Origin of the sequence: Gimesia panareensis, assembly GCF_007748155.1 — a bacterium.
Taxonomy (GTDB): domain Bacteria; phylum Planctomycetota; class Planctomycetia; order Planctomycetales; family Planctomycetaceae; genus Gimesia; species Gimesia panareensis.
Genome location: NZ_CP037421.1, coordinates 5,271,936 through 5,286,585, shown reverse-complemented (window position 1 = coordinate 5,286,585; position 14,650 = coordinate 5,271,936). Strand labels below are relative to the sequence as shown.

Below are 14,650 nucleotides of genomic sequence, written 5' to 3'. Positions count from 1 at the left end.
TCCGCTTAACGTTACGGAGTAAACTAATATGCTTAGCGTATGTCGTTCCAGTCTCTTAATGCAAGCCAAAACTGCATTACTCGCCATTCTCTGCTGTGCGACTTCGGTGGCCGTTGCCGCTGATCCAGCGGATGCGAAAACCGAAAAAGAGATGAAACCTTACACGGAGAAAATTGCCAACACCGATGTCAGTTTCGACATGGTGCCGATTCCCGGCGGTGAATTTGTCATGGGCAGCCCCGCCGATGAAAAGAACCGGGAAGAAGATGAAGGTCCTCAGTTCAAAGTCAAAATCGAGCCCTTCTGGATGGGTAAACATGAAGTGACCTGGAATGAATACGATATCTGGAGCTTCAATCTCGATATTCAGCGTCGCAAGCTGATGCGGGTCAAAGCGGATGATAAGGAGAAAGCCGCCGATGCGGTTACCCGTCCCACCAAACCTTATACAGACATGACCTTTGACATGGGGCACGATGGCTACCCCGCGATCTGCATGACTCAACTGGCAGCAAAAACCTACTGTAAATGGCTGAGCGAAAAAACCGGTCATTATTATCGCCTGCCCACCGAAGCTGAATGGGAATATGCGTGCCGGGCCGGTACTAAGACTGCCTACTCCTTCGGTGACAATCCTGCCAAGATGGATGACTACGCCTGGCACTACGCGAACTGTAATGACACCTACCAGAAGGTCGGACAGAAGAAACCGAATCCCTTTGGTCTGTATGACATGCACGGTAATGTCTCCGAGTGGGTTCTCGATCAGTACATTCCCGATGCCTACAAGAAATGGAGTGGCAAAGGAACGGTTCAGTTCCCGATCAGCCCCACGACTCCTGAAAAACTTTATCCGCGTGTGGTCCGTGGCGGTTCATGGGATGATGATCCCGAAGCACTTCGCAGTGCAAATCGCATTGCATCCAGTGCCGACTGGAAGATTCAGGACCCTCAGATTCCTCAGAGCATCTGGTACCATACTGATGCGATCTTTGTGGGCTTCCGGGTCGTACGACCTCTGAAAGTTCCCACCGCTGAGGAGCGGAAGAAATACAATCTGGATCCGGTCATTCCGGCCGATGAAGGACGCTAAATCCCGCCAGAGTAATGTTGTTTTATTAAAACAGATGCCTTCGCCGGATTCCTGCAAACATAAAGTCCGGCGAATGGCATATGTATCTTAGAAACGTATAACTGACCAAATCGACCTGCAGATTAGGGAAAGGCCTCTGATGACTCAATCTAACAATCAATCTTCTTCACGACGTGACTTTTTAAAGGTAACCACAGCGACTGCTGTGGGAACCGGAATCCTCTCCAGCCTGGGATCATCGGCGCATGTCTATGCGGGTGGCGATGATAAAATCAAAGTTGGTCTGGTCGGTTGTGGTGGTCGTGGGACAGGGGCTGCTTCTCAGGCTTTGTCGACCAAAGGAAACATTAAACTCGAAGCCATGGCTGATGCCTACCGTGATCGGATGGATAAGAGTCTGAGCAACCTGCAGAAACAGTTCTCGGGTGAACCCGAAAAAGTGGATGTGGCTGAAGAGAAAAAGTTTGTCGGTTTCGACGCCTATCAGAAACTGCTCGACAGTGGCATTGATGTTGTGATTCTGGCAACGCCTCCGGGATTCCGTCCGATTCACTTCGGAGCAGCCGTCGAAAAAGGTAAGCACATTTTCATGGAAAAACCGGTTGCCACCGATGTAACCGGGGTGAAAAAAGTGCTCGAAGCTGCTGAAAAAGCCAAAAAGAAAAATCTGGCTGTGGGCGTTGGTCTACAGCGCCATCACCAGGCACCTTACATTGAAACGATTAATCGTCTCAAAGATGGTGCGATTGGCGATATCACTTCACTGCGTTGCTACTGGAACAGTGGTGGGGTCTGGGAACCTCGACTGGCCCGTGAAGATGCCAAGAGCGAAATGGACTACCAGATGCGTAACTGGTACTACTACAACTGGCTCTGTGGTGACCACATCAATGAGCAGCACATCCATAACATCGATGTCTGTAACTGGGTGAAGGATGCTTTCCCGGTCAAAGCTTACGGGATGGGCGGTCGTCAGGTTCGTACCGATAAGAAGTACGGTGAAATCTACGATCACTTTGCAGTCGAGTTCGTTTATGAAGACGGAACCCGGATGTACAGCCAGTGCCGTCATATTCGCAACTGTTGGAACAGCGTGACCGAACATGCTCAGGGTACCAAAGGTTTCTGTGACATCAGTGGTGCCAAGTATGAAACCACTGGCGGTTACAAATGGAAGTATCGTGGTCCGAAGAAAAACCCCTACCAGGTTGAGCACGATGATCTGTTCGAAGCCATTTACAAGGGAACCCCCTACAACGAAGCCGAATACGGTGCCAAGTCCACCATGACTTCGATTCTGGGACGTCTGGCCACCTACAGTGGTAAGCCCGTGACCTGGGATGAAGCAATGGCTTCCGAAGTGAGTCTGATGCCGAAAGAATTCTCCTGGGAAGCAAAACCAGTCACAGTTCCCGATGAGAACGGTTTCTACCCGATTCCGATGCCGGGGATCACCAAGGTTCTGTAAGACCTGACTTTGTTAATGACAAGCCGATTCGTTCTTCAGGAGCGAATCGGCTTTTTTTAATCAGTCTGTATTTTGAATATGCCCCTGTTCATTCCATGTCCAGCCTGAATCAAATTTCTGTGGTGACTGCTGCCGATCATGACCGTGTGCTTCTTGTCTGGGAAGCGGCGGTGCGCGCCACCCACGATTTTCTGTTGCCAGATGAGATCGCAGCGCTCAAACCGCTGGTCAGGCAGTCCTGCTTCCAGGGAATGCCCCTGTTCTGTTTAAGGAATGCGGAGGAACAGGTGGTTGCCTTTTCGGGAATTGAAACTCCCAAGCTCGAAGCACTGTTTGTACATCCCGACTGGTGCGGCCAGGGGCTGGGACGTCGGCTGGTCGAACATGCGATTGGAGATCAGGGTGTCTGTCTCGTAGATGTGAACGAGCAGAATGAACAGGCACTCGGCTTTTATCTGCATCTCGGTTTTGAAGTCGCCCATCGCTCGGACGTGGATGGATTCGGGAACCCCTATCCCCTGCTGCATTTGAAACTGCCGGATCAGTGAAATTGATGTTTCAGATGCATTCTGCTGCAGGTTCTGGTATCGTGAAAGCTCACTAAATCTCAGCCAGGAGCCAGCACGATGTCTGCATGTTTCACTCGTTTCGCGTTGATCTGTCTACTGACTTGTTTGTGTGTTGATTCACTTTCAGCAGCAGAACCGCTGTCGATTGGTTCGCGACGTGAACTGTTTGTCGATGACGCACTGGTGGAGCGGATGACTGGGGCAGCGGAAATCCGCCTGCAGCATCCCACACCCCGGGAAGTCGTGTTTCGATTCGATCAGCCCTGGGAGGGGAGCAGTTCAGGATACCACACCATCATTCAGGACGGAGACCTGTATCGCCTCTATTATCGCGGTTCGCATATCGAGGTTTCCCAGGGTCGGATCAGTACGGGAAGTCATAAACCGTTTTACTGCTATGCTGAAAGTAAAGACGGAATCCACTGGACGCGCCCTGAACTGGGGATTGTCGAGTTTCAGGGCTCAAAGAAAAACAATATCATTCTGGAGGGGCTGGGGACGCATAACTTCGCTCCGTTCAAGGATGAGAATCCAGGCTGCAAACCGGACGCGCAATATAAAGCGCTGGCGGGTCTCCAGAATGAAGGGGGCCTGCATGCGTTCCAGTCGGCCGACGGCATTCACTGGAAATTGATGCAGGACAAACCCGTGATTACCAAAGGCGCCTTTGATTCGCAGAACCTGGCCTTCTGGGATACGGATCAGAAAACCTATCGAACCTATTTCCGTGTTTTTTCTGCAGGCGTCACGACATCCAAAACCTGGAAACCGGAAGGCGACCGTGCCATTCAGACGGCAACCTCCGCTGATTTTCTGAACTGGACGCCGGGGATCGACCTGATCTATGCGGATTCACCGAGCGAGGAACTGTATACAAATCAGGTGAAACCTTATTTTCGCGCGCCTCATATCCGGATTGGGTTTCCTGCGCGATACGTGGAACGGGGCTGGTCTGAATCGATGCGAGCCCTACCTGATCCGAAGCGGCGGGAACTGAGAGCCTCCTCGGTCGAACGCTATGGAACGGCACTCAGTGAAGGCCTGCTGATGGCCAGTCGGGATGGTGTCCATTTTAAACGCTGGAATGAAGCTTTCCTGCGTCCGGGAATCGAACGTACCGGGACCTGGCAGTACGGGCATCAGTTTATTGCGGAGAATGTGGTCGAAACTCTTTCGTCTCTACCCGGTGCCCCCCACGAACTGTCACTCTATGCCGCAGAAGACTACTGGCATGGAAAGGGAGGCGCTCTCAGACGGTATTCACTCAGAATGGACGGCTTTACTTCCGTGCACGCTTCCATGAAAGGGGGCGAACTGATCACGCAGCCGATTGTGTTTTCGGGTAACACGCTGTCGATCAACTTTGCAACTTCAGCAGCAGGGAGTCTGTGGGTGGAACTGCAGGATGCAGCAGGGCAGCCGATCAAAGGCTTTACGCTGGCTGACTGTGCGGAACTGTTTGGCGATACCCTGGAACGTAAAGTCTCCTGGAAGCAAAACGCCGACGTCAGCAGTCTGGCTGGAAAACCGGTCCGCCTGCGGTTCAAACTGAAGGATGCGGACCTGTATTCATTTCAGTTTCAAAAGTAGATCAGACGAAGCCTTTTAATTCACCGGTACAGTCGCCAAAACGTTCTGTTTGAGTCCCGATGCGAGTCAGCATGGAGGATGCAGATTGCAGGGGGGCTTATACTTGGGAGACAGGTTGACCTGCAGGTGTCAGATCGCTCATAATCTGCTGGCAGTCAAGTCAACGAGGCCCACTGCAGTCACCCTTAAATTCCCGCGTTGAAACGAGCAATCATCTCTTATGAATGAATCCCAACCTGCTCCCAGGCCCAAACCGGCACACTGGCGCGACCGCTGGTACGAGATTATTTTTGAAGCGGATACTCCCGCAGGTAAACTGTTTGATGTACTGCTGCTGATTGCCATTTTGTTGAGCGTGCTGATCATTATGCTCGAGAGTGTCAAATCTCTGGATCAGGAATATGGCCAGCAGTTTGGCTACGCGGAATGGTTCTTTACGATTCTGTTTACCGTTGAATATGTGGCGCGTATCAGTTGTGCACGGCGTCCGCTGCAGTACGTCTTCAGTTTCTACGGGGTTGTCGATCTGCTTTCTATCCTGCCAACCTGGCTGATGTTTTTCGCGCCGGTGGAGATGCAGAGCCTGGGCGTGATTCGCGCGTTGCGGCTGTTACGGGCTTTTCGAATCTTCAAACTGGCGCACATGCTCTCGGAAGCCTCTGAATTGCGGCGAGCGGTCTGGGCCAGTCGCTCCAAAATTACCGTCTTCCTGGCAACCGTGCTGATTACCGTCGTGATTGAAGGAACCGCCCTGTATTTGATCGAGGGAGATCAGGGCAGTGGATTCACTTCGATTCCCCAGAGTATGTACTGGGCAATCGTGACGATGACCACCGTTGGTTACGGTGATATCGCCCCTGTGACCCCTTTAGGGAAATTTCTGGCAGCGGTGATCATGATTCTGGGATACAGTCTGATTATCGTTCCGACCGGAATTGTCTCAGCCGAATTGGCTCATCCCGGGGGCAAGAAGTCCACGCACTGGGTGACGACACAGGTCTGCCCCGAATGTATGAAGGAAGGGCATGATGCTGATGCAATCTTCTGTAAATACTGTGGCTCGCAACTCTGAGGATGATACTAGCTGGCGGCTTCCGGTTCTACTGCTGGCTGTTCCTCTTTAAACAGAGTCGGAGGATGTGCCGACCAGACGGCGAAAGCAGCCAGCAGAGGCAGTGCCATGAACAGGTAGAGCACAGGGTTGTAGGAGCCGAAATAATCGATCGACATGGCGACCGGCAGCGGTCCCAGAGCGGAAGCGAGGATCATCATCGACCAGGCGACGCCACGCACCGCGCCCTGATTCATGCGGCCATAGTAATTGATCCAGACGACTGTGGCTGTGCTGCGGAAAATACTTCCCGTTGTTCCCAGCAGGAATGTGTAAACGACGACCATCCAGATGGCGGGCATGGTCAGTACAATCAGGTTCGCCAGTGCCAGGCAGAGCATGGAAAAACAGAGAATGTAGCGGCTGGGAAAGCGGTCCGTCAGCCAGCCGGCCGGGAACATCAGCAGAGTGGCACACAAGGCCTGAAAGGCCATCATGCGAATCGCCCAGTACTCGGGGACACCATGACTGCCCAGTAGGGCGATCTGGTGAAAGACCAGTCCGGTGCCGACCAGGGCGTGGGTGGTGATCACGGAGAGTAGCTTCCAGAATGTCGGGTCACGCAGTACCTGACGGACCGTCCAGGATTCAATCGTGGCGGTGATCAGCGGGCGTTTGGATTTCTCTTCCGGTTGGGGTTCCGGTTCCTGGTCAGGATCGATGCCGTCGGGGTGCAGGCCCAGGTCTTCGGGGCGGTTCCTGACGAGGAAAATCCCAGGCAGAATCAGACAGACAGCAACGGTAACCGCATGGAAGACCCAACCGGTTTTCCAGCCATAGTGACTGATCAGCCAGCTGTTGAGGAACGGGACCGTCATCACGGAAAAGGCGCTCCCGAAACCAGCCAGCGCGGTGGTGCGTCCCCGTTTCTTTTCGAACCATTCGCCCACCATCCAGACCGAGATCAGTGTCAGAGCGCCCTGTCCCAGGCTGCGAACGAGGCTGAAGCCGAGATACAGACTGCCCAGTGTATGGATTTGCGACATGAAATAGCAGGAGATCGCCAGGCCGGTCGCGACCACAGGCAGGATGATGCGTGCTCCCCAGTGATCCAGCATGCGACCAATGAAGGGAAGCAGGCAGGCACTGACTATCGTGGCGAAACCGTAGGCGAGTGAATATTGAGTTTCCGAAAGTCCCAGGCTCATTCGCATGGGATCTTTGAAGACGGCGACAGAAAAAGACTGGCCTGGCGCAGACAAAAACTGGGCCATCGCTGCGATTCCCAGCATGGTCCAGCCGGGAAAATATCGATAGGTAGGGAGGGCGATCTCATCGAGACCACCTTTCAGTTCCACTTCAGCACAAGAGGACTGCGAATTCATTTCTAATCTGTTTCTTCCCTGGATTTTGCAAACATCTACCCGGGGCGGGCAACCGGAGGGAACTCAACTATAGCAGATCAGGAAATGTACGTGTAACCTCTTTCGGAGTTGCTTTTGATAAAAACACAGCTTCTTCATTGTTTTTTATCAATCAAAATCAGGGACGCCTGAAAGGAGTCCTGGTTTATCCCTCATTCAACTCAAGACTTAGGAGCCGATGCCCAGCCAGTCCTGGAAGAGAAACTCGAGGCGGCCACTGAGCAGAGCAATGCGCCCCATCACGGTATAGGCAAAGCTGGCACCGAAGGTGACCATCAGGAACCAGACACCGAGACGGGACACGTACTTTACGAAGCCTTCATGCTCAATGGAGAAGAAGAAGTAGACCATACAGGAGACCACGCCCAAAATAATGATTGTGTTTTTGAGTGATTCAACGATCTGCCAGCTCCCATCCGCGCCGAAGACGATGAAAGGCATGATCGTATTCTGGATCTGACCGACGAAATCGGCTTCCAGGTAACTGATGAGCCGGATCCCGGCAGTGGCGCCGATGAAGAAAGCCAGGGGCCAGCGGGCGAGCCAGCTCCCTTTGGGAGAGAGCCGCAGAAGCAGCAGAACGCTCATGACCAGGGGGACCAGGTACCACAAGTCAGGCTCCATTGATTTCTCTTCGATATCGAGGAAGAAGATCTCTTTCGCCTTGCTTGGGAACAGTTTTCCGAACAGGTTGGGAATGATTTCCGACCAGAACGCGACCACCATCGCATAGCCGGCAGAGACACCGACGAAGACGGATTCCGTAAATTTATAAACAGGATTGTCGCCGTAGAGAAACGAGAAGATAGCCAACGTACAGAACGCCGCCACCCACAGGCCAATCGTGCGCGACAGGTTGAATCTGACGTCCTTTTGGTTCTTGTCTTTCGCAGGGACCACTTGATATTTAGTCCATTCGTAGGTCTGTTCCGATCCTTTGACGGAGGACTTCGCTTCCACGGGGACTTCGCGAACAAAGACGCGGCCATGACCCTGGCTGGCTTGATACAGGATATACGCGCCGCCGGCGACCATCAAGATTGTCCAGATGAGTGTAGATTGCTTCATCGATACAGTCCCTGCTTACGTTCCCAGAAATAAATCACATTACCTAAAAATATCAGACTGATCAGCAGGAGATGTGCTACTAACTGAGGCCCCATGCGAATCAAACCCTGCTTTGCTTTCGGATTCTTCTCCAGTTCGGGATACGCATTGATGATGGCCTGTTCGTATTCGGCTGCGCCTTTGATAGCGGCGATCATGCCGATGAGCTGTTTGGGGATATAGGGCAGCATCGTCGGTGCCTGGACTCCGGTGCAGCCGACGACGGTCGGGATGTCGAAGGGGGCCGAGCCATAGAGTACCCACTCCTTGGAGCCCGGGTAACCGGCACTGACATTGGCCAGCAGGTCGACCTGCTGGATGTTTTTCAGGTTTTTCGTCAGTGGAATATTGTCGAGGCTGTTACTCTTGATGTCGGTCGAATATGACTTTTTCAGATCTTCTACCACCAGCTTGATGACCCCTTCATTGCCGGTGCGAAAGCCCAGGTTGACATATTTGACGCCGTATTTGCCTTTGTATGTTTCAGGATATTCGTTTTCCAGAATATCAACTGAATTTTGAATCATGGGAACTCCCTGAGGCCAGAGTGTCATGAAGAGAATGTTGTGTTTCTTGATTGCACAATGCCGGGTAAATGCGGATGCCATCGGCTGCAGTTCTCCCGCACTGGCCGGATCGTAGTCCAGGGCGAGCACGACATTCGATCCATCGGGCAGATCATCGACCGCATGAAAGACCGTCATGACCTCCTTCGATGGCTTTTCAGGAAAGGTGATCCCACTGATCAGTGGGATGGCTACGGCGAACAGCATCAGGAGAAAGATCCAGCGACGGTCCAGGTTTTGCAAAAAGTTTAACATGAATTAAGCCTCCTGATCCGAGCCGAGGTAAGAACGGTCGACGCCCAGCAGGACTTTCAGCGAAGTCGAGGCCACCCCGAGGGCGATTCCAATGGTAATCGCCCGCATGCCCGGAGTGGTGAAGACGTCCATAATGATCTGCGACAGATGGGGTAAGCTGAAGTCGCTGTATTTCACTTCCTGGAAGCCTAAGATGTTCTCGTCGGAGAGCCCGCCTGTGAGCCACTCTCCGGCATAGGTTCGTCCCAGGAGAACAATCACGGCGATGACAAGCAGGACGGTCGCTTCGGAGTTTTTTGCCCGGAAGGCCCGGAAGGCGGCTGAAGAAATGTAAAACGCCAGCAAAGCAAACATGGTCGCCGAAAGCGGATTATAGATATACTCATACAGCCACCAGAAAAAACTGCCTTCCTGCAGGAAATCGCCGGACCAGCTGAGTTGGGCGGCATTGACATTAGGATATACGCCGATTTTAAACAGACCAGCCACGAGCGTAATGAAAAACGCAATGAGTGTGACAGCGGCATAACCCCAGCCCGGTTGTTGGGAAGAAATCTTCTGTAACTGCATTTTGAGCAGGTTGCCGCCCCCCAGGATAAATGCGAAGGCTGCCAGGATATTAAACCAGGCCATCGCATCGTTACCCCAGTCCACAAACTTGGGGATGAAGGCAGTGCCGATCAGCACAAAGCCTGTCACCGCAGAGATAAACAGGGGGATTGTTCGTTTCATTATTTAAAACCTCCCTTGCCGAGGATGTTCTCTATGATGTAGGTCTGAGCTGACTGCAGTAATGTCGGCTTCGCTTTATCCGGAGGAGGTTCCCGGGATTCGAATGAGGCGAGCGTGGCGATCACACAACCCACGAGAAGCAGCAGCCCTCCCACCAGTTTGCCAAAGTCCTGCCCTTTGAGGCTGCCCAGTTGTTGCGGTTCACGCGACAGGTATGCTGAGGCGGCGAAGAACTCTTCCCCGATCAAGGTGAAGTCACAGGCTGCCACGAAGAAGGGGAGCTGGCTCGGCATCGCGGTTCCGGCGACCTGAATGGCGCCGACCGAGTTTCCGGTCTCCGCCAGAATCAGCGATTCCGCATAGAAAGCACCCATATAAAAACAGGCGGCCGGTTTGTCACGTACCATTTTGCCGGTCACGCTGGCGACATAGCCGAACTGTTCGTCAGTGATGTAATAGATATCGTCTTCGTTGTATTCATCGGGGCGACCGGCGGCGAGGTAAGCGGCTTCCACGGTGTCTCGGGCGGTCGTCATCACCAGTGAGCGTGAGGTGGGGACTTCCAGGGTCGCACGGTAGTCGGCTGTGGTTTCTGCGACCTGTGCCAGTACGGTGATGCCGGCGACGGTCTGAATGTCGTTAATGTCCTGAATCCCGGGTACGAACAGACAGGAGCGGCCCATCTCGGTGGCGCGGCCGACGGCATCAGTAATCGCCTCCAGACCGGCAATTTTGCGGACCTTGAGCTTTTTCCCCCGGCGGGCCATCTCAATGAACAGAATCACGGAACCGCAAATCAGGACAACGAAGACTGCAAACCAGCTCCGCTGCAGGTTGAACCATTGGAGTATCGGAATGACGGGCTGCTTAAGTTCCACAGGCGAGGACTCCAGGCCCTCCTGTCCGATGGCGACGATGCGATACAGGTAAGGAACTCCCGGCTCACAATTCGAATCTCTGAACGTATTGACCTGATAAGTTGTCTCTCCAATCAACTGGTACTCATATTTTTTCTTTTCTGATTCCGTTTCTGTTTTCGTTTCAGCAGCCGATTTTGTGTCTGACTTTGTTTTCCTGACTTCTTCTTCCTTTTTCGGAATTTCCTTACGGGAGATGACGTATCGCAGAACTTTGCGCGGTTTCGACTTTTCCTTGTCATCGACCGAGAGCTTCCAGGAGAGGTCAATTGCATCGCCCGCATCGCCAGGGACATCCTCGGCATTGAAATCGGTGGGCGGGGCAGGGGCTTCGGCTCCCTGTGCGGATGCGATCAGCGAGAAGAGCATCAGCAGCGGAATCATCGTCTGTTTCATGAGACTGGTATGCGGTGAATTTATCATGGTTTATCCTTCGATGAGTTCCACATTGGCACGTGGCACGATCACTTTTTCACCTGAATGCAGAATGACTTCGAGGACCCGCGACTGGGAGCCGGATTCGAGTGTTCTCAGTTCGGTCGGCATCTCGCCGACTTCCCCCAGCAGACCAAAATAGGGGTCGCGAATAATACGCACCGGGACGCCGGTTTCCAGCAGACCGGAAGTGACTTCTGTTTCTTCCGGGGAGGTGGCTGCTGTCATCGTTTCATCCAGCGGGATGACGATTTCAGGTCGCAGGACACCCGCCCGAATCTGAGTCGTCCCATTGACGGCCGCTTCAGCGCCTTCCCGTTCCTTGAGCAGGTTGAAGGTCCGCTCGGCCATCGCGATGTCTCCAAAACCTTCGGTAATGATCAATGTCGTGCCGATGTGCTCAGAACCTGTGACCGCCACGCCCAGGTCGTAGCCCAGAATTTCTTTCAGATCCTCGTCGTCCATTCCTCCGGAAACAATGGCCGCAACGCCAAGTTCGATACCGCGTTTCACGGCAGGACCCGTCATGCGGGCACCGCCAATCACGATTTTGCCCTGCATCGATTCATCCAGCAGCTCTTCTGTCAGTGGCTGGTCCTTTGACTGACAGGCGAACTGAATGGTCCCGTAGGTTTCGCCGCCGATTCCCAGAATTCCCTGCAGGAACGTTACCTCGGATTCAATGACGACTCCCTGTTCGGGGATGACCTCTTTGACGGTTCCCGCCTGATAGGCCTGCACCTGAATTGGCAGCGGTGCGCCACGGAGAATCACCTGTCCGGTGACGTGCGATATCGATTCGATCGTCCCTGCGGTCTTGGCTTTCGTTTCGGATTTGAAGAAACCGAAGATCCCTTTGCTGCGTGCCAGCAGGTCGCCCACCTGGACTTCGTCCCCTTCCTTGAAGAGCATGCAGGCGGGAACTTCCGAGGGAGCGACGGAAATCTGGTTGGCGATATTGATCGGTGTGACATCGCCGGGCATGAAAGTCTGGGCGACGATCTGCTGCGCAGTCACCTGTTCTCCAACCTGCACCAGCACATCGCCGGGGATGGGGAGAATCCGCCGACTGGAGTGCAGCGTGCGCCGTCGTACCTGTAATCCGGGTGAATATGCCTGTGTCATGGTGTTAGTTCTCGAATGACTTCCGGGTAAAGTTTCAGTTCCTCGACCCAGCTGTTGAGTTCAGCCAGATGCCGCGATTCATCTGTGGGGACCATGAGCGGTCTGCCTCGGGCATCCAGGACCAGCCCGACAGTTCCACCCCGCGCTTTGAATTCCACCCGTTTACCGGAGCCCTCTCCGAAATCATATCCACGGCGGGGCTCAACGGTCACGGTGGCCCATTCATCCTCTGCGAGCGGGAACAGCAGCATGTCACCGCAGAGCATCTCGCCGGATTCATTGAGTGTTTCTCCGGTGATCTGATAACTGAAACAGGTTTTGCCCGCGCGATAAAATCCGCGGGGAGCGATGCAAGATCCCAGGTAAATCAGACAGTCGCGTTCAAAGACCTGCAGGGCTGCTGCCGGGTGAACCTGCGCCAGCACACCCAGATGAGGCATCATGAAGATGCTGTCTTTGGCCAGAACTGTCATGCCTTCCGGCTCAAAAGCGTCGATCATCATGGCGGCCGTCTGATGCATGTTCGGGGCATGCGAGAGGACGCCCCCCGATCCAACGAGCAGATTCAGCTTCATGTTATCGACGATGGACTGCCCACTGGTTGCCTGGCTGAAGGTATCGCCCACGGTGCGCTGCTGCTGGACCCCTTTGAGCGTTGTGGCGAATTCCTTGTGCTGGACGTAGGCGAGTCGGAGGGCTTCCCGGGCCACGGCCTGTTCAAAGACGAGTGCTTCCCGGGTCTGGGGAATGGTCGTGGGGCGAATCATCTTGTTCTTGATATGGTTCTGCAGTTCGCGCGGATCCATGTCCAGATGGACCCAGCGGAGGATCATCGGCAGCGTTGCGGAGGCACAGACGTTCGAGATGGAATAGCTCATCCCCAGGTTGGCGCTCACGGTGCGGTTGAAGGTCCCGTCAAACACGCTGAAGACGTCGGTCGTCGCGCCGCCGATGTCGACCCCCAGGGCGTTGATGCCCTGTCGCTCAGCGATCGTCTGCAGGATGTTACCGACGGCTCCGGGAGTGGGCATGATGGGCGCATCGGCCCAGGAGATCAGTTTGTTGTAACCGGGGGCATGTGCCATTACGTGTTCAAGAAAGAGGTCGTGAATGGCATCGCGAGCCGGGGCCAGGTTTTCTCTTTCCAGGACGGGGCGCACATTGGCCACGGACGTCAGCTTGACGTCTTCATCAAAGACGTCCTCGACCAGTTCGATGGCTTCCTGGTTGCCGGCATAGATGATGGGCATCTTGTAAGTGCCCCCAAAGCGGGGCTGTGGCTTGGCGGGAGCGATCAGTTCTGCCAGTTGGACGACATGTTTCTGTGTGCCCCCGTCAGTACCTCCCGCGAGCAGAATCATGTCGGGACGCAGTTCCCGGATCCGCTGGATCTGTTCGTGGGGGAGTCGTTTGTCATTAGAGCAGATCGTATCCATCACAATCGCACCGGCTCCGAGAGCCGCTCGCTTGGCACTGGCGGCTGACATTTCGCGGACGACGCCGGCGACCATCATCTGCAGACCACCACCGGCACTGGAAGTGGAGATATAGATGTCACAGCCGGTATCTCCCTGGGCGGGACGAATGATTTCATCATTCTCGTCGATCAGTTTGCGACCGGCGAGTTCGCCGACTTCGGTCACAGCATTGACGACTCCCACGGTGACGTCGGCTGCCGGCTCTTCGACGGTGGTGGGGGCTTCACCACGATAGGTCTGGCGATATTCGCCATTCACTTTTTCGATCAGGATCGCTTTGGTTGTCGTACTGCCGCAGTCCGTGGCGAGAATCACATTGATTTGGTCAGGATCAAGTTTTTTTTCTGCTGCAGAGTTCATCTGGTGACTCACCATCCGTGTAAGTATGAAATCAGGAAACGCCGAGATCGTGCAAAGTTATTTCTGGTCAGGAACCGTCCTCGGAACTGTGCTGGGGATTCAGGGGAGGTGGTTTCTCTGAGGTTGTTCCAGTCTTCTGGAGACTGTTTGATTCATTGCTGAGGGTTTCCAGCCGCTGGCATAGCCATTCGATCGAGCCTCGTTTTTCGAGGAATTCGGCAAAGAGTTTCTGGGAACGAGGTTCCACCAGGAATGAGAGAAACGGGGTGAAGAAGTGGATGGCCTGGGAGCCCACATAATTCAAAGGGCGGCAGGTTTCCAGGGAGAGGATGGCGAGGGTCACCATATCCCTGCGAACAATTTCGCGGCAGACACGGTCGGCAATTTCCTGCTGCTCTGCTGTGGGAGCGAAATCTTCCGGTCGTTCTATCGCGAACGCGTTCGCGAGCCACTGTTTGATCATGACCATCCTAGCCCGAA

General features: G+C 54.0%; 13 protein-coding genes. 5 read left to right on the top strand and 8 right to left on the bottom strand.

Annotated features, from left to right (window positions below; translation table 11 throughout):
• Window positions 1-58: 58 nt before the first annotated feature.
• The 5 genes from Enr10x_RS19705 (at window position 59) to Enr10x_RS19685 (ending at window position 5,792) form a co-directional block, all read left to right on the top strand.
• The gene (locus tag Enr10x_RS19705; RefSeq protein ID WP_197997297.1) at window positions 59-1,093 is read left to right on the top strand and encodes a formylglycine-generating enzyme family protein; all 1,035 of its coding nucleotides are present in this window, start codon (window positions 59-61) and stop codon (window positions 1,091-1,093) included.
• 139 nt (window positions 1,094-1,232) lie between these two features.
• Complete coding sequence (locus Enr10x_RS19700; RefSeq protein ID WP_145451094.1) at window positions 1,233-2,561, top strand: Gfo/Idh/MocA family oxidoreductase; 1,329 nt, start codon at window positions 1,233-1,235, stop codon at window positions 2,559-2,561.
• A 95-nt stretch (window positions 2,562-2,656) separates the two neighbouring features.
• Window positions 2,657-3,109, top strand: coding sequence for a GNAT family N-acetyltransferase (locus Enr10x_RS19695; RefSeq protein ID WP_145451093.1), 453 nt, complete (start codon window positions 2,657-2,659; stop codon window positions 3,107-3,109).
• Between the two features lie 78 nt (window positions 3,110-3,187).
• Entirely contained in the window at window positions 3,188-4,720 is a 1,533-nt protein-coding gene (locus Enr10x_RS19690) for a hypothetical protein (RefSeq protein WP_145451092.1), read from the top strand.
• A 220-nt stretch (window positions 4,721-4,940) separates the two neighbouring features.
• Entirely contained in the window at window positions 4,941-5,792 is an 852-nt protein-coding gene (locus Enr10x_RS19685; RefSeq protein WP_145451091.1) for an ion transporter, read from the top strand.
• An 8-nt stretch (window positions 5,793-5,800) separates the two neighbouring features.
• Here Enr10x_RS19685 and Enr10x_RS19680 read toward each other — a convergent pair whose 3' ends face one another.
• The 8 genes from Enr10x_RS19680 to Enr10x_RS19645 all read right to left on the bottom strand — a co-directional run bounded on the left by Enr10x_RS19680 (window position 5,801) and on the right by Enr10x_RS19645 (window position 14,639).
• Window positions 5,801-7,156: an MFS transporter gene (locus tag Enr10x_RS19680; protein WP_145451090.1), complete on the bottom strand. Its 1,356-nt coding sequence runs from the start codon at window positions 7,154-7,156 to the stop codon at window positions 5,801-5,803.
• Window positions 7,157-7,363: 207 nt separating this feature from the next.
• On the bottom strand, window positions 7,364-8,263 hold the full coding sequence (locus Enr10x_RS19675) for a hypothetical protein (protein ID WP_145451089.1): 900 nt from the start codon (window positions 8,261-8,263) through the stop codon (window positions 7,364-7,366).
• Window positions 8,260-9,123, bottom strand: coding sequence for a hypothetical protein (locus tag Enr10x_RS19670; protein WP_145451088.1), 864 nt, complete (start codon window positions 9,121-9,123; stop codon window positions 8,260-8,262). Before Enr10x_RS19670 ends, Enr10x_RS19675 begins: the two co-directional genes overlap by 4 nt.
• A gap of 3 nt (window positions 9,124-9,126) precedes the next feature.
• The gene (locus Enr10x_RS19665; RefSeq protein ID WP_145111745.1) at window positions 9,127-9,855 is read right to left on the bottom strand and encodes a hypothetical protein; all 729 of its coding nucleotides are present in this window, start codon (window positions 9,853-9,855) and stop codon (window positions 9,127-9,129) included.
• The gene (locus Enr10x_RS19660; protein WP_145451087.1) at window positions 9,855-11,195 is read right to left on the bottom strand and encodes a DUF6754 domain-containing protein; all 1,341 of its coding nucleotides are present in this window, start codon (window positions 11,193-11,195) and stop codon (window positions 9,855-9,857) included. The genes Enr10x_RS19665 and Enr10x_RS19660 overlap by 1 nt, the downstream gene beginning before the upstream one ends.
• A 3-nt stretch (window positions 11,196-11,198) precedes the next feature.
• The gene (locus Enr10x_RS19655) at window positions 11,199-12,332 is read right to left on the bottom strand and encodes a hypothetical protein (RefSeq protein ID WP_145451086.1); all 1,134 of its coding nucleotides are present in this window, start codon (window positions 12,330-12,332) and stop codon (window positions 11,199-11,201) included.
• The gene (locus tag Enr10x_RS19650) at window positions 12,329-14,170 is read right to left on the bottom strand and encodes a glutamate mutase L (protein ID WP_145451085.1); all 1,842 of its coding nucleotides are present in this window, start codon (window positions 14,168-14,170) and stop codon (window positions 12,329-12,331) included. Before Enr10x_RS19650 ends, Enr10x_RS19655 begins: the two co-directional genes overlap by 4 nt.
• A gap of 67 nt (window positions 14,171-14,237) precedes the next feature.
• Window positions 14,238-14,639, bottom strand: coding sequence for a hypothetical protein (locus Enr10x_RS19645; RefSeq protein ID WP_145451084.1), 402 nt, complete (start codon window positions 14,637-14,639; stop codon window positions 14,238-14,240).
• Window positions 14,640-14,650 lie beyond the last annotated feature (11 nt).